Source organism: Gymnodinialimonas sp. (genome assembly GCF_059726805.1).
This window is the reverse complement of record NZ_AP041059.1, coordinates 1,120,644-1,136,419: the sequence shown is the minus strand read 5'-3', so window position 1 is coordinate 1,136,419 and position 15,776 is coordinate 1,120,644. Positions and strand designations below refer to the sequence as shown.

Annotated in this window: 18 protein-coding genes and 1 tRNA gene; 7 read left to right on the top strand and 12 right to left on the bottom strand. The window is 63.5% G+C overall.

Annotation, left to right across the window (positions count from 1 at the left end; all coding sequences use genetic code 11):
• Positions 1 to 30: 30 nt before the first annotated feature.
• Complete coding sequence (locus tag AC6I9R_RS05615; protein ID WP_461427846.1) at positions 31 to 1,047, bottom strand: alcohol dehydrogenase catalytic domain-containing protein; 1,017 nt, start codon at positions 1,045 to 1,047, stop codon at positions 31 to 33.
• 94 nt (positions 1,048 to 1,141) lie between these two features.
• On the opposite strand from AC6I9R_RS05615, the gene pth reads away from it, so the two are divergent.
• Genes pth through AC6I9R_RS05600 form a run of 3 tightly spaced genes read left to right on the top strand, consistent with a single transcriptional unit; the run spans position 1,142 to position 3,405 of the window.
• The gene (pth, locus tag AC6I9R_RS05610; protein WP_461427845.1) at positions 1,142 to 1,912 is read left to right on the top strand and encodes an aminoacyl-tRNA hydrolase; all 771 of its coding nucleotides are present in this window, start codon (positions 1,142 to 1,144) and stop codon (positions 1,910 to 1,912) included.
• Positions 1,909 to 2,979, top strand: a complete 1,071-nt coding sequence (locus AC6I9R_RS05605; protein ID WP_461427844.1) for a DUF2332 domain-containing protein — start codon at positions 1,909 to 1,911, stop codon at positions 2,977 to 2,979. The genes pth and AC6I9R_RS05605 overlap by 4 nt, the downstream gene beginning before the upstream one ends.
• Positions 2,980 to 3,018: 39 nt before the next feature.
• Positions 3,019 to 3,405 carry a DUF2237 family protein gene (locus AC6I9R_RS05600; protein WP_461427843.1) on the top strand — a complete coding sequence of 129 codons (387 nt, stop codon included), beginning with the start codon at positions 3,019 to 3,021 and terminating at the stop codon, positions 3,403 to 3,405.
• 95 nt (positions 3,406 to 3,500) lie between these two features.
• On the opposite strand, the gene trpB is transcribed toward AC6I9R_RS05600, so the two are convergent.
• The 8 genes from trpB to AC6I9R_RS05560 all read right to left on the bottom strand — a co-directional run bounded on the left by trpB (position 3,501) and on the right by AC6I9R_RS05560 (position 7,867).
• On the bottom strand, positions 3,501 to 4,730 hold the full coding sequence (gene trpB, locus AC6I9R_RS05595; RefSeq protein WP_461427842.1) for a tryptophan synthase subunit beta: 1,230 nt from the start codon (positions 4,728 to 4,730) through the stop codon (positions 3,501 to 3,503).
• Positions 4,731 to 4,857: 127 nt separating this feature from the next.
• Complete coding sequence (locus AC6I9R_RS05590; protein ID WP_461427841.1) at positions 4,858 to 5,121, bottom strand: N-(5'-phosphoribosyl)anthranilate isomerase; 264 nt, start codon at positions 5,119 to 5,121, stop codon at positions 4,858 to 4,860.
• 23 nt (positions 5,122 to 5,144) lie between these two features.
• A complete protein-coding gene (locus tag AC6I9R_RS05585; protein WP_461427840.1) occupies positions 5,145 to 5,819 on the bottom strand; it encodes a phosphoribosylanthranilate isomerase in 675 nt (224 codons plus the stop codon).
• The gene (locus tag AC6I9R_RS05580) at positions 5,797 to 6,150 is read right to left on the bottom strand and encodes a LapA family protein (protein ID WP_461427839.1); all 354 of its coding nucleotides are present in this window, start codon (positions 6,148 to 6,150) and stop codon (positions 5,797 to 5,799) included. Before AC6I9R_RS05580 ends, AC6I9R_RS05585 begins: the two co-directional genes overlap by 23 nt.
• 69 nt (positions 6,151 to 6,219) lie before the next feature.
• Positions 6,220 to 6,507 (bottom strand): integration host factor subunit beta, encoded by a 288-nt coding sequence (gene ihfB / locus AC6I9R_RS05575; protein ID WP_068363340.1) that lies wholly within the window; start codon positions 6,505 to 6,507, stop codon positions 6,220 to 6,222.
• A 388-nt stretch (positions 6,508 to 6,895) separates the two neighbouring features.
• Positions 6,896 to 6,972, bottom strand: a tRNA-Arg gene (locus tag AC6I9R_RS05570).
• 124 nt (positions 6,973 to 7,096) lie between these two features.
• Complete coding sequence (locus tag AC6I9R_RS05565) at positions 7,097 to 7,552, bottom strand: GNAT family N-acetyltransferase (protein WP_461427838.1); 456 nt, start codon at positions 7,550 to 7,552, stop codon at positions 7,097 to 7,099.
• A gap of 3 nt (positions 7,553 to 7,555) precedes the next feature.
• Positions 7,556 to 7,867, bottom strand: coding sequence for an ETC complex I subunit (locus AC6I9R_RS05560; RefSeq protein ID WP_461427837.1), 312 nt, complete (start codon positions 7,865 to 7,867; stop codon positions 7,556 to 7,558).
• A 385-nt stretch (positions 7,868 to 8,252) separates the two neighbouring features.
• Here AC6I9R_RS05560 and AC6I9R_RS05555 point away from each other — a divergent pair, with 385 nt between their 5' ends.
• Positions 8,253 to 9,017, top strand: a complete 765-nt coding sequence (locus AC6I9R_RS05555) for a hypothetical protein (protein ID WP_461427836.1) — start codon at positions 8,253 to 8,255, stop codon at positions 9,015 to 9,017.
• Between the two features lie 274 nt (positions 9,018 to 9,291).
• On the opposite strand, the gene AC6I9R_RS05550 is transcribed toward AC6I9R_RS05555, so the two are convergent.
• A complete protein-coding gene (locus AC6I9R_RS05550; protein WP_461427835.1) occupies positions 9,292 to 10,449 on the bottom strand; it encodes a hypothetical protein in 1,158 nt (385 codons plus the stop codon).
• A 380-nt stretch (positions 10,450 to 10,829) separates the two neighbouring features.
• Between AC6I9R_RS05550 and uvrB the strand changes: the two genes are divergently transcribed.
• A complete protein-coding gene (gene uvrB, locus AC6I9R_RS05545; RefSeq protein WP_461427834.1) occupies positions 10,830 to 13,031 on the top strand; it encodes an excinuclease ABC subunit UvrB in 2,202 nt (733 codons plus the stop codon).
• A 14-nt stretch (positions 13,032 to 13,045) separates the two neighbouring features.
• Here uvrB and AC6I9R_RS05540 read toward each other — a convergent pair whose 3' ends face one another.
• A complete protein-coding gene (locus AC6I9R_RS05540; protein WP_461427833.1) occupies positions 13,046 to 13,711 on the bottom strand; it encodes a hypothetical protein in 666 nt (221 codons plus the stop codon).
• A 133-nt stretch (positions 13,712 to 13,844) separates the two neighbouring features.
• Positions 13,845 to 14,534: an NYN domain-containing protein gene (locus tag AC6I9R_RS05535; protein WP_497863073.1), complete on the bottom strand. Its 690-nt coding sequence runs from the start codon at positions 14,532 to 14,534 to the stop codon at positions 13,845 to 13,847.
• A gap of 170 nt (positions 14,535 to 14,704) precedes the next feature.
• Between AC6I9R_RS05535 and AC6I9R_RS05530 the strand changes: the two genes are divergently transcribed.
• Both AC6I9R_RS05530 and AC6I9R_RS05525 read left to right on the top strand, forming a co-directional pair.
• Positions 14,705 to 15,142: a hypothetical protein gene (locus AC6I9R_RS05530; protein ID WP_461427831.1), complete on the top strand. Its 438-nt coding sequence runs from the start codon at positions 14,705 to 14,707 to the stop codon at positions 15,140 to 15,142.
• Positions 15,143 to 15,202: 60 nt separating this feature from the next.
• Positions 15,203 to 15,763: a hypothetical protein gene (locus tag AC6I9R_RS05525; protein WP_461427830.1), complete on the top strand. Its 561-nt coding sequence runs from the start codon at positions 15,203 to 15,205 to the stop codon at positions 15,761 to 15,763.
• Positions 15,764 to 15,776: the final 13 nt, after the last annotated feature.

The window sequence follows — 15,776 nt, the reverse complement described above, 5'->3', positions numbered from 1 at the left end:
GACAATTTCAGGGCACCCACGTCACCCCCCTCAAAGCCCCAGGGGATAGGCCCCGGTCGAGATCAGGATCTTCCCGCCACTCATGTTGCCCGCATAAGCCTCGGGCGCCGAGGCTCCCAGTTCCAGCGGCACATGGCGCGCCACCTTCGTCTGTGCAAAGCCCGATTTCAGGCCCTTCGTCACCTCTCGCGTCATCAGCAACAACTCCGGCGCTTTCTTCCTCGACAGCCACTCCGACAGCCAAAACCCCTTCACGGTCAACCCCTTGAAGATCATCGTGCCCGGATGCACCTGCGCCGCCTCCCCCGCCAGGCCGCCATAAACCAGGATCTGCCCGCCGCCCCGCAGCGCCTGCCCGACCCGGTAGGTCAACGCGCCGCCCACCGCGTCAAACGCCATCTTGCACCGCAGATCCTTGCACAACTCCGCCAGTTCCGCGTCGAAATCCGCCGCCGTCTCATCCAACACAAACCGCGCGCCCTCGTCCTTCAGCGCCTCGACCTGCGCCGCCTTGCGCACGATGTTGATGATCTTGACCCCCTTCTCCTTGCCGCGCCTGCGGATCATCGCCCCCAACGCGCCGCCTGCCGCCGTTGAAATCGCGCTCCACTGCTTGGCCTTGCGCACTTCGCTCACCAGCGCCAGCGCGGTCATCGGGTTCACGAAACTGCTCGCCCCCACGCCCAGCGACACCTCCTTGGGCAGCGGCAACACCCGGTTCGCAGGCACCACCACATATTCCGCCCACAACCCCTGGGTCTCGCCCACCAGGGCCACGTTCTTGCCCACCGCCATGCGCCCCAACACGCCCGAGCCCGCCTCCACCACAACACCCGAACCCTCCAGGCCCGGGATCAGCGGATAGGGCCAGCGCAGCCCGTATTCGCCCGCCAACATCGCCAGGTCAGACGGGTTGATCGGCGAGGCCGCGACCCGCACCAGTACCTCTCCGACGCCGGGCTTCGGGCGCGGCACCTCGTCATAGACCAAGCGCTCGCCCGGCCCGTGCAGGACCAGCGCGCGCATCATGTCCGGTAAATCGTCCATCGGATGTCCCCTTTGCGCGCAGCCTGCCACAGGCCCCGACACCTTGGCAAATGACCCGCCGCGCCCTATCAGAAGGGGTCTTCAGGAGGCGAACATGCAGCTTTGGGTGGGCCTGGGCAATCCGGGCGCGAAATATGCGGGCAACCGCCACAACATCGGCTGGATGGCGGTTGACCGCATCGCCGAGGACCACGGCTTCGCGCCCTGGCGCAGTAAGTTCCAGGGTATGCTCACCGAAGGCAACCTCGGCGGCGAGAAGGTCCTGCTGCTCAAACCCACGACCTTCATGAACCTCTCCGGCCAGTCCATCGGCGAGGCGATGCGCTTCTACAAGCTTGAGCCCACCGACATCACCGTCTTCCAAGATGAGATTGACCTCGCCCCCGCCAAGGTCCGCGTCAAGGCGGGCGGCGGGCACGCGGGCCACAATGGTCTACGCTCGGTCCATCAGCACATCGGGCCGCACTACGACCGCGTGCGCCTGGGCGTCGGCCACCCCGGCCACAAGGACCGGGTGCCGGGCTACGTGCTCAACGACTTCGCCAAAGCGGACCAGGGCTGGCTCGACGATGTCCTGCGCGGCCTCTCGGACGGCGCCGCCCATCTGGCCAAGGGCGACAGCGGCAAATTCCTCAACGCGGTCGCCCTGCGCACCGCCCCGCCCCCCTCCTCCACCTCCAAGCCGAAGGCAAAAGACAGCTGCGAGGAGCGTTCGCCCCAGAGGGGCGATAGCGAGGAGGGGCCGCCCCGCAGAGACGTTCGCGAGGAGGCGGCGCCCCAAGGGGGCGACAACGAAGAGAGGCCGAAGCCCGAACCGCAAGACACCCGCAGCGCCCTGCAAAAGCTCGCCGACAAGTTCCGATGAGCGACCGCCTGCGCGCCGCCTTCGCCCGCCAGGGCGAGGTCACCGCCAAACTCGGCTCGCCCTTCATGGCCCGCCTGATGCCCCTGATCGGCACCCGCCTTAACGCCAGCACCACGGTCGGCGCGCGTTGCCTGGCCTGGGAAGGGGACGTCAGCGCCGCCGCCCAATCCGTGCCGCTGCGTCTGGCGGGCGCGCTCCACGGGTTGGTCCTTGACGGCAGCGCCCCCGCCCTCATCGCCGCCTACCCGCCCCACACCGTGGACGACGACACGCTCTGGCAGGCCATCGAAACCACCCTCACCACCCACGCGCCCCGCATCATGGCCTGGCTCGACCGCCCGCCCCAAACCAACGAGGTACGCCGCGCCGCCGCCATCATCGCAGGCATCTGGTGGGCGCTCGGTCAAACGGGTCCCCACCCCGTCACGCTCTCGGAACTCGGCGCCAGCGCCGGCCTCAACCTCTCGCTGGACCGTTTCGCCCTCTCGATGGGCCGCGGCCTTCACGTCGCGCCCCAAAGCCCCGTGCGCCTCGCCCCAAAGTGGACCGGCCCCTTCCCCACGCCGCATCCCTTCACCGTGACCGACCGCGCGGGCGTCGACCTCACGCCGCTGGACCCCAAAGACCCCGCCGATGCCCTGCGCCTGCAGGCCTACATCTGGCCCGACCAGCCCGAGCGGATGGCGCGCACCCGCGCCGCCATCTCGCTCTCGGACACCAAGGTAGATGCCGGTGACGCCGCCCCCTGGCTCGCCACCCGTCTCGCCCAGCCCTGGCAGGGCCTGCACGTCGTCTATTCGACCATCGCGGCGCAATATTTCCCGCCTCAAACCCGGGCGGCAATCTCAGACACGCTCACTCACCAAGGGGCAAACGCCACGCCCGCCGCCCCGCTCCTGCACCTGGCGATGGAGGCCGATGACGCCACTCCCGGCGCAGGTCTTGCAGCAACGCTCTGGACCGGCGGCACGCCGCTTCGGGTCGCTTTGGCGCGCGTTGAGTTTCATGGGGCCTGGATAGACTGGCAGAATGCGCTTTCGCCCGAGGCCGCTTCTGGCATAGGCTGACAGGCGAACGACCTCCACACGCTCGGAGGCACCCAGACCATGACGTTTCCCAAAGACCCCTCTCTCAATGTGTTCGGAGAGGCGTTGCAAATGTGCTCCTCAGACCCTCTGACCGGGTTTTTCCGAGACGGCGCATGCGAAACCTGCGCAGAGGATCGCGGATCTCACACCGTGTGCTGCGTGATGACGGCAGAGTTTCTGGCGTTCTCCAAGTATGTCGGCAATGACCTGTCCACAGCGCGCCCGGAATACGGGTTCCCCGGCCTCAAACCCGGCGACGGCTGGTGCGTCTGCGCCTCGCGCTGGATGCAAGCCGCCGAAGAGGGCGCCGCCCCCCTGGTGAACCTGGAAGCCACCCACAAACGCGCGCTGGAGGTCATTCCGATGGAAATGCTGGAAAGCCACGCCATCGGCGCCGACACCTGATCGGCGGCCGAGAGCCGGTGCTCAAAGGTTAACGTTTCTCATTTTCGTTTTTTATCAATGGGATAGAGGCTTGCTCAAGCTTGAGCAGGTCACAATCAGGCCCCCACCATGTCCCACCCCAAGGCGCGGGCGACGGTAAATATATCCTTGTCGCCCCGTCCGCACATATTCATGCAGATCAGGTGATCCTTCGGCAGATCCCCCGCGATTTTCGCGACATGGGCCAGCGCGTGGGACGGCTCCAGCGCCGGAATAATACCCTCCGTCTCACAGCTCAACTGAAACGCGTCGAGCGCCTCTTTATCGGTGATCGAGACATATTTTGCCCGGCCAATCTCGTGCAACCAGGCATGCTCCGGCCCGATGCCCGGATAATCCAGCCCCGCCGAGATCGAGTGCCCTTCCAGGATCTGCCCGTCGTCATCCTGCAACAGATACGTCCGGTTCCCATGCAGCACACCAGGCCGCCCCCCGGTCAAAGAGGCACAATGCTCCATCTTCTGATCCACGCCATGGCCCCCCGCCTCAACCCCAATGATGTTGACCTCTTTGTCGTCAAGAAACGGAAAGAACAGCCCCATCGCGTTCGACCCGCCGCCAATCGCGGCGATCAGCGTATCGGGCAGACGGCCCTCTGCCGCCATCATCTGTTCCTTGGCTTCCTTGCCGATGATCGCCTGGAAATCCCGCACCATCGCCGGATAGGGATGCGGCCCCGCGACCGTTCCGATGCAATAGAACGTGTCGCGCACATTGGTCACCCAGTCGCGCAAAGCATCGTTCATCGCATCCTTCAACGTCCCGCGGCCCGAGGTCACCGGCACCACCTCCGCGCCCAAAAGCTTCATCCGGAACACGTTCGGCGCCTGCCGCTCCACATCCGTCGCGCCCATGTAAACCACGCACTTCAACCCGAACTTCGCACAGACCGTCGCCGTCGCCACCCCGTGCTGCCCCGCGCCCGTCTCGGCGATGATCCGGCTCTTGCCCATGCGCCGCGCCAGAATGATCTGGCCCAACACGTTGTTGATCTTGTGGGCGCCGGTGTGGTTCAGCTCATCGCGCTTGAGGTAGATCTTCGCGCCGCCCAGACGTTCCGTCAGCCGTTCCGCGAAATACAGCGGCGAGGGGCGGCCGACATAGTGGGTCCAGAGGTCATGCATCTCGGCCCAGAAGCTGTCGTCGGTCTTCGCGTGCTCGTATTGCTTTTCCAGCTCCAGGATCAGCGGCATCAATGTCTCGGACACAAACCGCCCGCCAAAGTCCCCGAACCGGCCTTTTTCGTCCGGGCCCGTCATGAAGCTGTTCAAAAGATCGTCCGGCATGGTCTTGCTCCCCTTCGCGTTGGAAGGAGGGGTAGCGCGACGGTAGGGGTTGGGCAAGGGCAAGGCCTTTCGAAAGGCCTTGCTCCACGCGGTTTGCAAACCGCGTGACAGGCCCGCGTGCGCGGGCCTAAGGGCGGTCTTTCGAAAGCCCGCTGTCCGCCCGCGCGCGACGGAGGGGCAAGCCGTTGCAGAAGATCACATAGTGGCGCCCGTTCTGCACGGCCTGAAACCCGCGCCGTTCGACTTCCGCGAGGAAGGCGTCCCGCCCCACGAGCCGTTCCACGTCGCGGATCTGCCGCTTGACCACACCGCCTTTGCGCGCCTCGCCAGAGGACAGCACTTGGTTCAGCCAGACCTCGGGTGTGAGGTGATCGGGAAGGTTCATCGCCATGGGGTCATGCTGCCCCAAACTGGTTATTGATCGGTTAAGGCCTGCGAAAACGCCCGCATTTTTGCGGCGTCTTTCACGCCCGGCGCCGATTCAATGGCCGAGGACAGGTCCACCTGCCGCGCCCCCGTCACGCGGATCGCCTCGGCCACGTTGTCCTGGGTCAGGCCACCGGCCAGCATCCAGGGCACCGTCCAATACTTGCGCTCCGCAAGAAGCGTCCAGTCAAACGTCACGCCATTGCCCCCGGGCAGGTCCGACCCCTTGGGCCGCTTGGCGTCGATCAACAGCTGATCGGCGACGGCGGAATAAGCGTCAATCGCGTCCAGGTCCGAGGCCTGCGAAATCGCAATCGCCTTCATCACCGGCAAGCCGTAGCGCGCCCGAACCTCGGCCACCCGCTCGGGCGTCTCGGCCCCGTGAAGTTGCAGCATATCCAGCGGCACCTCGCCCACGATCTCGTCCAGCAGGGCGTCATCTGCGTTCACGGTAAGCGCGACCTTGGCGATGCCGGGCGGCACCTCCAGCGCCAGGGCGCGGGCCTGCGCGAGCGAGACATTGCGCGGAGACTTTGGAAAGAACACGAAACCCACGTATCGGGCGCCCGCCTCCGCTGCTGCCGCCACGTCCTCAGATCGGCTCAGCCCGCAAAACTTGATCGCGATGTCAGACACCGGATCAGCGCGCGGCGTCGGCGTCATCCAGGATGGCTAATACGTCGTCCTGGCTGTCACCCTTGCGGCCCTTCATCGCGGCCACTTCCTGGTTCAGGCGGTTCGCTTCACGGCGCTGGGTCTTGGCCTCGGCCCGGAAGCGGTGCTCGCGCAGCCACTCCAGCACGAAGCCCACGATGATGCCCAGAACCAGCGCGCCCGTCACCACGATGAACAGCGGCAGCGTGTATTCGTTCTGCATGCCCGTGGCAGCCGCCATGACATCGGGCATCAGGTTCAGCGTGACCGGTTCATTGTTGGCGAAAAACAGGAACACCAGCGCCACAAGGACCAGCGCCAAGAACAGTAGTTTGACCAATCGCAGAATTTTCAAAGCATCCCCCTCGACACCATTTAAGGCCCTATCGGCCTCAAAGGACCGAGCCGTTTAGCCTTCGTGACCATTCAGTCTGTCGCGTAGCAGTTTCCCAGCCTTGAAGAAAGGCACATGCTTTTCCTCGACTGAGACACTTTCGCCCGTCCGCGGATTGCGGCCGATGCGGGCGTCGCGCTTCTTCACCGAAAACGCGCCAAAACCGCGCAATTCAACGCGGTCGCCCGAGGCCAGCGCGTCGATGACTTCTTCGAAAATCGAATTCACGATCCGTTCGACGTCACGCTGATAGAGGTGCGGATTTTCGTCGGAAAGCTTTTGAATCAGCTCGGAGCGTATCATGGATCATCCCCCAGGATCGTATGTGGCGTGGCAGTGCCAATAGGCAGACACTATAAACACATCACGGCGCGGTGAACACTCTAAAGCCGACACTTTCTAGTGCAACAAGTCGCCAAATACCTGTTTCCAAGCATGATTTCGCCACTGATGCAGGATGTTGCACTTTCGCCCCGTTCATTTTGAGGAGTCTGCCAGCAGGCGATTCGGGTCCGCTTTCGTCCTGCGCGTCACGTGGAGGGGTCCCGTGAAAAGCACCCAAGGTGCTGCGGCAAACCCGCCAGCGCGTAGCCCGAAAGGCGGTAGCCCAAACCGCGCTCAAGTAGCCCCAAGGGCGGTAGCGCATACTCGCGCTCAAGTAGCCCGAAGGGCGGTAGCGAAAATAAAAACCTGGCGGGCCCAGAAGGACTCGAACCCTCAACCTGCCGATTAGAAGTCGGCTGCTCTATCCAGTTGAGCTATGGGCCCGCGTGGGGGCGGTTTAGCGGCTTGCGGCGGGGGCGTCCACTTGGAGTTAGGTGGGGTGATCACGCTATTTCTGCCCCGGCACAGGCCGTACACACCCTGTACACAACCTGTACACCGATGCGCCTCAGAGCGCGCGGTGCATGAAGACGGAATTGGGGTCGTCGGTGTAGTCGCCAAAGGGCGGGCAGTAGGCGAAGCCAGAGCGCTCGTAGAGCCTGCGGGCGGCGGCGTGGGGTGAGAGGCTGCCGGTCTCCAGGAAGATCTCCTGGCGCCCTGCCGCGCGCGCATCGCCGAGGATGGCGTCCACGATGGCACGGCCCGCGCCCTGGCCGCGGGCCTCGGGCAGCACGTGCATGGATTTCAGCTCGGCAGAGGTAGCCCCAAACGGCTTCCAGCCGCCCATCGCAATGGCGGCCCCGTCCAGCCAGGACACAAAGAGCCGCACGCCCTGGGCGGCCAGCGTCGTGCCATCCATGTTGTGCTGGCTCTCTGCCGGATAATCCTCGGCCGCGTGGGCCCGGTGGCGCGCGATGAGCGGTGCCAGCGCCGGATCATCGGGGGCACAGAGGCGCGTCTGCATCCCCTAGTGGGTCCAGGCGCCACGCCGGTCGGTGGCAAAATTCTCGCCATACCCGCCCTGGCGGATGTTGGGCTTGCGGGTCTTGGGCTTGAGCACGACGGCATCGATGCCGTGGTCCTTGGCATAGGCCTTGGCGGCCTCTGCCGTCTCGAACCGCAAGCGCACCTGGCTGTCCATGTCCGACGACGAGGTCCAGCCCATCAGCGGATCAATCTTGCGCGCCTGGGCGGGCAGGAACTCCAGCACCCACTCCTTGGTCTTGGCAGTGCCCGAGGACATGGCCGTTTTGGCAGGTTTGAAAATGCGTGCGCTCATGGGGCGGTCTCCGGTCTTGTGGTGGAGGTGTTATGCGGAGCCGCGCGGCGTTTTGCAATCTGCGAAGCTGTCGCGGGATGGGAGGGGGTGGAGCGATTGCCGCGGCGACGGTCGGAGGTCCGCTATGCGCGATGAATGGGGCTTTCGCTGCTGCTGCGCCAATGGCCGCTTCCGGAAATCAGAAGCTGTCAAAAAAGGTGGTTGTCGCTGAGGTCATAAACCCTAGGCGGAACTCAACGGTTATGTTCGGAACCAGACGCTGAAACGCTCTTCTCCTCTAGGCGAGGGATGCCTCCGAGGACCGCATTGAGCCTGCGCCGCGTTGCTTCTCGATACTCTTTGCCCGACAACTGTGAAGATGCCCGCAACCTGAAGGAGCCTTGGGATGTTTAGAGCATGGATCATTCCGGTCTTGGCGACGCCGGTTTTCGCGTGGCTCGTCTGGGCCAATTATAGCGCAGTTTCTATCCGGTCTTTGGGGCTTTGCATGGCGGCAGCCATCGTATGTGGGCAGATTTGGGCGATCTGCTTAAAGCCGCCATCAAATACTTTTCTCAAACTCCTCGACTATCCTTATTATGTGATTGGTTCGGCTGGAGTCGTAATCGCTCTTTTTTTGGGGTCCGAGGCGACCATACGAAGTGAACAGAGGAATCAGATAATAGAAATCGGCTTTGCAATCGGAGACGTATCTCAAAGCTGTAACTCACTACCCGTTGTTAGCGCGGGGCTTGAAACCGACAGCAGAGCGCTTGCAAGAGAAACCTGCGCAGCTTTTCTCAGTGTTGTGGACCCATACCGGTCCCTGACAGCTCAAGTGATACACAACAATGCGACCATTGATGATCTAATTAATAATCAAGATTTTGAGGCGTTTTTGAGTAGGGCTTTAGGTGCTGTCCAGACAATGTTCGTTCTTCGAGAACGCCAGCTAGAAGAAGGTTCTACCGAACAAAGAGTTTGGATAGCTGGTGCCCACTTTGCCGGCCAAGTGAACATGTACTATGACCATCAATATCAGCGCAGAATCCAATCTCTTCAGCTAAGCGAGAGCACACGGTACAAGATACTGTTGCTTTGGCCCTTCCTGATATCGTTAGCGATGGCAATTAAGCTCTCAAAAACCACGTGGGAACTACGCGCCACTTGATTTCTGCGCGAACACTGTGGCTCTAATGTCCATGCGCCTCACCTGTTCGGGTACGAACAACCGGCGACTAAACCCCACGAAAACCTCTACGTGAAAATGACCGATCCTCTTTGTCACAGCAGCCAGTATCTTCAAAATCGCTGAAAATCTTGTGCTGCAAACCCTTGGCTTAACTTCATATGATCTGACACGATTTTGGCCACCGTCCCAACACCCGACATTAGCCATCCTGCCGCATTGGGCCCGAAACAGCCCTTCGATGCGAAGTGAACGCTCACTCGGCGCCAATCCGCACCGGCATCCGGATCAGATCCCGGTCCAGGTCCCCGGAGCCGAAATTCAACCGCGTGAAGTAGAGGTACGCCGTCGTGCCCGTCGTCTCGAAATTCACGCTCTCGCTGTCGTGGTCGATCAGCGTGGGGTAGAGGTAGACCGTTTCGCGCCCGGTCGCGCGCCAGGGTAGGCGCGCCTCCAGGAGTGGCACGCGCATGTCCCAGGTGATCAGGTCGTCGGACAGGGCGTAGTAGAAGCCGTAGGGGTTGGGGTCGCGTGATGGGTCGGAGCTGGTGCCGATGAGGATGAAGCGATTGAGGGTCGTGTTCCAGCTCACGCCCTCATACATCTGGGCGATCTGTGGCAGGGCGATGGGCGTGCAGGTGGTAGCGCGGAGCGCGCGCAGGTCATCGCGGTAGGGGTCGGCGAAGCGGCCGTTGAAGCCCACGCCATCGAAGTAGCGCCAGCTGTCGGGGTCCTCCAGCGTCGCGGTGCGCATCAGGCAGGTATGCTGGGTGCCGAGTGGGTAGGTCTGGACCTTGATGAAGGCATAGAAGTGGCCGTCGTGGGCGATGATGTTCGAGGGGCTGAAGGCGCCGAAGATGCCCTCATCCGGGGCGTAGGGCTCAGGAATGGAGGCCACGAGGTGGGCGGGCGGCGCGATGGGGTAGCCGAAGGTGGCGCCGCCGTCGTCGGAGCGGGCGTAGGTGATCGTGTTGTACCAGCAGCTGAAGTAATCCGCCGTCTCGCATTCGGGGTAACGGTTGCCCTGGTATTCGTTGTGGATAAGCGCGTGGATGGTGTCGCCCTGCGCGTAGGGGGCGGCGATCCATTCGATGGCGGCGAATTGGTCCGGGTGCCGGGCGCGGGTGGAGGTCAGCAGGATCTCGCATTCCACCTGCAGGCTGTCGAAATCCGGGCCGCGCATTCGGCGGGTGATGTCATGGCCGAGGATCAGGTTGATGCCCTGGGCGTCGCGAAAGGCGCGCACGGGCAGGTCGGCGAAATGGTGATCTTCGCAGCGGTCGGTTGTCCAGTCGAAGACAACCTCGGCCGGGCCGCTGATCTGCACCGGACCCTCTGTGAAGGGGCGGGGCGGGTCCGCATCGGCGAGTACCGGCAGGGACAGCGCGAAAAGCGCGGCGCAGGCTAGGCGCATGGCAAGGGCCTCCATCAGGAATGGCGGCAGCTTAGCACGGGTTGCGCTGTTTGGGGGATCGCGATGGGAGGGGAGGAGAAGGAGGTTGCCAGCCCTGGCCGTGGGGAGCGAGGGGTGGGTGGGTACGGCGCGGGGCCGGCAACCGCTTCTGCTGCTTGCCTGTTCTGCTTACGTTCTTCGCCCGAGTCGCGCAAAGGTTTAATCGGCACAATTCCCCTTATTTTGTTAACCAATTGGCCCATCTTCCTTGCCAAATCCTTAACGCGCCCCGCCCCCACCCCGACAGCCTCCTGACACCATGCTGTCACCAGCTGACACCACGCCCCCTTGCAGCCGCGCGCGAAGGCTCCATTCTATGGGACAACCCCGGAGGCTTCACGATGCATAACAACTCGCCCGAACAGATGCCCGACACCGGACGGGCGGTGGATGACATCCGCGCCCGCCTGAAGATGGAGGGCGGCAAGACCTTCGTGCTGCAGACCGAGTTCGAGGCGGCGGGCGACCAGCCCACGGCGATTGCCGAACTGTCCGAGGGCATCCGAAATGGCGAGCGCGATCAGGTACTTCTGGGCGCCACGGGCACCGGCAAGACCTTCACCATGGCCAAGATGATCGAGGAAACCCAGCGCCCCGCGATCATCCTGGCGCCCAACAAGACGTTGGCGGCGCAGCTCTATGGCGAGTTCAAAAGCTTCTTCCCCGACAACGCGGTCGAATACTTCGTCAGCTACTACGACTACTACCAGCCCGAGGCCTATGTCGCGCGGTCCGACACCTATATCGAGAAAGAATCGCAGATCAACGAGCAGATCGACCGGATGCGCCACTCTGCCACCCGGGCGCTGTTGGAGCGCGATGATGTGATCATCGTGGCGTCGGTCTCGTGCATCTACGGTATCGGCAGCGTCGAGACCTACGGCGCGATGACCCAGGACCTGCACGCGGGCCGCGAGTATGACCAGCGCAAGGTGATCGCGGATCTGGTCGCGCAGCAATACCGCCGCAACGACGCCGCCTTTCAGCGCGGTACCTTCCGGGTCCGGGGCGACAGTCTGGAGGTCTGGCCGGCCCACCTGGAGGACAGCGCCTGGAAGCTGAGCTTCTTCGGAGAAGAGCTGGAAAGCATCACCGAGTTTGATCCGCTCACCGGCCAGAAGACCGGCACGTTCGAGAAGATCCGCGTCTACGCGAACTCTCACTACGTGACGCCGCGGCCCACGATGCAGCAGGCGATGAAGGGCATCAAGGAAGAGCTGCGCGTGCGGCTGGATCAACTGGTGGGCGAGGGAAAACTGCTGGAAGCCCAACGGCTTGAGCAGCGCACGAACTTCGATCTGGAGATGTTGGAGGCCACGGGTGTCTGCAACGGGATCGAGAACTATTCGCGCTACCTCACAGGTCGCGCCCCGGGGGAGCCGCCCCCGACGCTCTTCGAATACATCCCCGACAATGCGATTGTATTCGCCGACGAAAGCCACGTCTCCGTCCCCCAGATCGGCGGCATGTACCGGGGCGACTTCAGGCGCAAGATGACCCTGGCCGAGCACGGCTTCCGCCTGCCGTCGTGCATGGATAACCGCCCCCTGAAGTTCGAGGAATGGGACGCGATGCGGCCCCAATCCGTCTTCGTCAGCGCCACCCCCGCCGCGTGGGAGCTGGAGCAGGCGGGCGGTGTGTTCACCGAACAGGTCATCCGTCCCACGGGCCTGATCGACCCGGTCATTGAAATTCGCCCCGTCGAGATGCAGGTCGATGACCTGCTGGACGAAGTCCGCAAGGTCGCCGCCGACGGCTTCCGTACGCTGGTCACGACGCTGACCAAGCGCATGGCCGAGGATCTGACGGAATACATGCACGAACAGGGCATCCGCGTGCGCTACATGCACTCCGACATCGACACGCTGGAGCGGATCGAGATCCTGCGGGACCTGCGATTGGGCGCGTTTGACGTGCTGATCGGGATCAACCTGTTGCGCGAGGGTCTGGACATCCCCGAATGCGGACTGGTGGCCATTCTGGACGCCGATAAGGAGGGCTTCCTGCGCTCTGAGACATCGCTGATCCAGACCATCGGGCGCGCCGCGCGCAACGCCGAGGGGCGCGTGATCATGTATGCCGACAAGATCACCGGCTCGATGGAACGCGCCATGCGCGAGACCGAGCGCAGGCGGGCCAAGCAGTTGGCCTATAACGAAGAACACGGCATCACGCCCGCGACGATCAAGAAGAATGTCGATGACATTCTGATGGGCGTCTACCAGGGCGACGTCGACATGAGCCGCGTGACGGCGAAGGTCGAAAAGCCCTTGATCGGTGCCAATCTGCACGCCCACCTGGAGGGCCTGCGCGACAAGATGCGCAAGGCCGCCGAGAACCTGGAGTTCGAGGAAGCCGCAAGGCTGCGCGACGAGGTCAAGCGGCTGGAAACCGTGGAACTGGCGATTGCCGACGACCCCCTGGCACGGCAATCGGCGGTGGAAGCGGCGGTCGAGGACGCGAGCAAAGCCAGCGGGCGCAGCACCGCCGGACGCGGCGGTATGCGCGGCGGCAAGGCCCGGCGGGGGAGCGCGCGGCGATAGACGGCGTTTCGCCCTTAGCGGGGGTCCATCGCCTGGCCCATCATCTCTTCCGTCGTGGGGCCGCTGGCCATCTCGGCGGGCAGATCGATGCGCACCATAACGCGCCCCATGCCGCCGTCTTGCTTGAAGATGTCCGGGTCCACGCAGCCGTCTTCTTCCAGACGCCCGATCAGCCACAGCCACGCGCGCTTGAGGCCTTTGGGCTCGCCGCTTTCCCGCCCTTCCAGCTTCGCCGCCTTCTCGGCGAGTTTCTGGAACTTCTTTTCGTCGACCTTGCCGTCGCTGGCGATCATATCGGACATCGACTGCAGCACCGTCTCCCACGTTTCCTTGTTCTTGGCATTCTTTCCGCCCCCGCCCCCAAAACCCGTGGAGACGCCGCCATGTCCCTTCACGGAAACAAAAAGATGGCGGTCGACGTTGAGTTGGCCGTCCAGATTACTGAACTGCCGTACGAGAAGGGCGTTTGCCATAGACTCTGGGTCGATCCTGAACTCCATCGCGATGTTCAGCTCGCTGTTGGACCATTTCGAGACGATCAGCCCCCCGCTATCCATGTCGATGAAGGAGTGCCACTGGACCATGCCCGTCCCGGCGAAATCAAAACCCCTGAAAAACGGGTCGCTCGCCGTAATGTCAACGATGGGGTCGTTGACATCTTTTGAGGTAAATTCGGCCATTGCCACCAATCCAATTCTTTAGAAAAAACAAAGAGCCTCAAGGTGATGTGTCACAGGGGGCTGCGTCAACAGACTTTTTGACGGGACTTTGAGCACGCCATGATCGGGTGCGCGATCTGGAGGGTCACGCCCCTCAGGCCGCCGCGTCGAACCATAGTTTGCCATCCTCGAACCCGCCCTTCAGCAAGTGGCCTTCCTCCAGGACCTCGGGAAAATCCCTTACCCAGTGTCGGAACCGGTCGTTTGTGACGACTTTCGCCCCCAACTCGCGCGCGGCGGCGAGGATCGTGGGGTCGGCGGGCTCGCCCTTGTCGACCACCAGAACGCGGTCGCCGGGCAGGTTCAGGAGCTTCGCAAAGTCGCGGTCGTCCAGGTAGCGGTCGCTGAGCTTGTAGCCCGCGTTGGCGTCGAAGATGACGCCGGGTTGGTATCCCTGGCGTTTGAGCGCGGCGATGACTTCCTTGAGGGTCGCCAGGCGCGGCACCTCGCCGTTCCAGTGCATCACGTTGGAGCCGTCGACAACGACGTGTTGAGGCCGGGCGCGGCGACGTCGCGGCGTGCGCTTTGCCGCTCGCGATGCCTTCTTGGCCTTCCTGGCCTTCTTGGGCGCGACCACGGCGCGCGCTTTCCGGGCGCTCCGCCCCGCTTTGAGCAGCAGAAGAAACGCGGCAACACCTGCCAGGCCCGAAACGGCCAGGGGCAGCGTAAGGGTGGGGCCACCGAGGACATAGGACGCTCCCCCGCAGAGGGTGGACAACAGGAGCAAGACGAAGGGAGTGCGCATCGGAACGGCCCGTGTGGTGACATGGGCCGAGGATGGCATCGGCAGATGGCATTTTTGCGGCACGGGGGGGGGCGTGTGTGGGTTTGCGGTCCCGGAGCTGCTGCCCGGCCAGATTTTCGCCAGTTCTGAATGGCGGCGCGAGAGATGTACGTGGGTGGACCTGCATCGCGCCCCTTGCTTTTTGGGCCGCCCGGACCACCCTTTGCCCCATGTCCCGGATCGTCCTGTCCATTGCCCTGCTGCTTCATGCACCCGCCGCCACCGCCTGGGAGGCGGGCGTTGACGGGCGTCTTTGCACCTTGACCCATACCGAGGGCGACACGGCCATGCGGCTGACCTACGACCGCAGCGTGCCGCTTTACACCATTGCCGTCTCGGGCGCCGAGCCCTGGCCCGTTGCGCCCCAGTTCACCATGACGTTTGACGGCCCCCGACCCAACACCATCCGCACGGACCGCCACGTTTTGTCCCCCGATCTCAACACCTTGAGCGTCTCGGACCGGGGGTTCGGCAACGTCCTGGACGGGTTGCAGTTCAACGAGACTGCCGCGGCCACTTCCGGGGCGCTGACTGTGCGTGTGTCGCTTGATGGTGCAGCTTCCGAGGTTGAGGCGTTCCGCACCTGCGGCCAAACCCCGGCGGTTTGAGCGGATTTTGGTAACCATCCGTTAACTGGAATCGCGCGACCCTTGGACATGCCCAATGACATGTCCCCGATCGAACCGCTCGACACCACCGCCCGGCTGGCCTCCCGTGCCGGTCCCTACTGCCGCCGGGCCAAGGCGCTCTGCGGCGACGCGTCCCTCACCCAGGCGCGCGCCGCGTCAGCCCTTGATCATCTGGCGGCCCTCCAAAACGACATTGCGCAGGCCCGCCTGCGCAAAACGGCCCGCTTGCGCGAGGATCTGCGCCGCCTGGAGGCCACGTTCAAGGAACAGGAGGCCGCGCTGACCCGCGCCCGCGCCGCCCTGTCCGAGGCGCTTTTGCGCGCCGTTCCGGACCCCGCGAATCCTTACGGACCAATCCGGCACGGGGTGCAACCAGATGCTGCGATAAATCATGGGCCGGACACCACACCTACCCCTCCGCAAGCGACATCTGCCAACCGAAAACTGCTGGACCTGGACGCTTTGCGCCCCTACCTCAGCGACGCAGCCATCCGCCAAGCCATTGAAAGGCATGGAAAATCAACAGGTGCCCACAACATCACGGGCGTCACCTATGCCACCCTTCCCGCCTCTGCTCACCTTCCCTGCGCGGTCACCTAGATACCCCTGTTCC

Bases quoted from the DNA above. Each gene is read 5' to 3' on its own strand.
- AC6I9R_RS05615 (WP_461427846.1), bottom strand. From the start codon at position 1,047: ATGGACGATTTACCGGACATGATGCGCGCGCTGGTCCTGCACGGGCCG.
- pth (WP_461427845.1), top strand. From the start codon at position 1,142: ATGCAGCTTTGGGTGGGCCTGGGCAATCCGGGCGCGAAATATGCGGGC.
- AC6I9R_RS05605 (WP_461427844.1), top strand. From the start codon at position 1,909: ATGAGCGACCGCCTGCGCGCCGCCTTCGCCCGCCAGGGCGAGGTCACC.
- AC6I9R_RS05600 (WP_461427843.1), top strand. From the start codon at position 3,019: ATGACGTTTCCCAAAGACCCCTCTCTCAATGTGTTCGGAGAGGCGTTG.
- trpB (WP_461427842.1), bottom strand. From the start codon at position 4,730: ATGCCGGACGATCTTTTGAACAGCTTCATGACGGGCCCGGACGAAAAA.
- AC6I9R_RS05590 (WP_461427841.1), bottom strand. From the start codon at position 5,121: ATGGCGATGAACCTTCCCGATCACCTCACACCCGAGGTCTGGCTGAAC.
- AC6I9R_RS05585 (WP_461427840.1), bottom strand. From the start codon at position 5,819: ATGACGCCGACGCCGCGCGCTGATCCGGTGTCTGACATCGCGATCAAG.
- ihfB (WP_068363340.1), bottom strand. From the start codon at position 6,507: ATGATACGCTCCGAGCTGATTCAAAAGCTTTCCGACGAAAATCCGCAC.
- AC6I9R_RS05565 (WP_461427838.1), bottom strand. From the start codon at position 7,552: ATGCAGACGCGCCTCTGTGCCCCCGATGATCCGGCGCTGGCACCGCTC.
- AC6I9R_RS05560 (WP_461427837.1), bottom strand. From the start codon at position 7,867: ATGAGCGCACGCATTTTCAAACCTGCCAAAACGGCCATGTCCTCGGGC.
- AC6I9R_RS05555 (WP_461427836.1), top strand. From the start codon at position 8,253: ATGTTTAGAGCATGGATCATTCCGGTCTTGGCGACGCCGGTTTTCGCG.
- AC6I9R_RS05550 (WP_461427835.1), bottom strand. From the start codon at position 10,449: ATGCGCCTAGCCTGCGCCGCGCTTTTCGCGCTGTCCCTGCCGGTACTC.
- uvrB (WP_461427834.1), top strand. From the start codon at position 10,830: ATGCATAACAACTCGCCCGAACAGATGCCCGACACCGGACGGGCGGTG.
- AC6I9R_RS05540 (WP_461427833.1), bottom strand. From the start codon at position 13,711: ATGGCCGAATTTACCTCAAAAGATGTCAACGACCCCATCGTTGACATT.
- AC6I9R_RS05535 (WP_497863073.1), bottom strand. From the start codon at position 14,534: ATGCCATCCTCGGCCCATGTCACCACACGGGCCGTTCCGATGCGCACT.
- AC6I9R_RS05530 (WP_461427831.1), top strand. From the start codon at position 14,705: ATGTCCCGGATCGTCCTGTCCATTGCCCTGCTGCTTCATGCACCCGCC.
- AC6I9R_RS05525 (WP_461427830.1), top strand. From the start codon at position 15,203: ATGTCCCCGATCGAACCGCTCGACACCACCGCCCGGCTGGCCTCCCGT.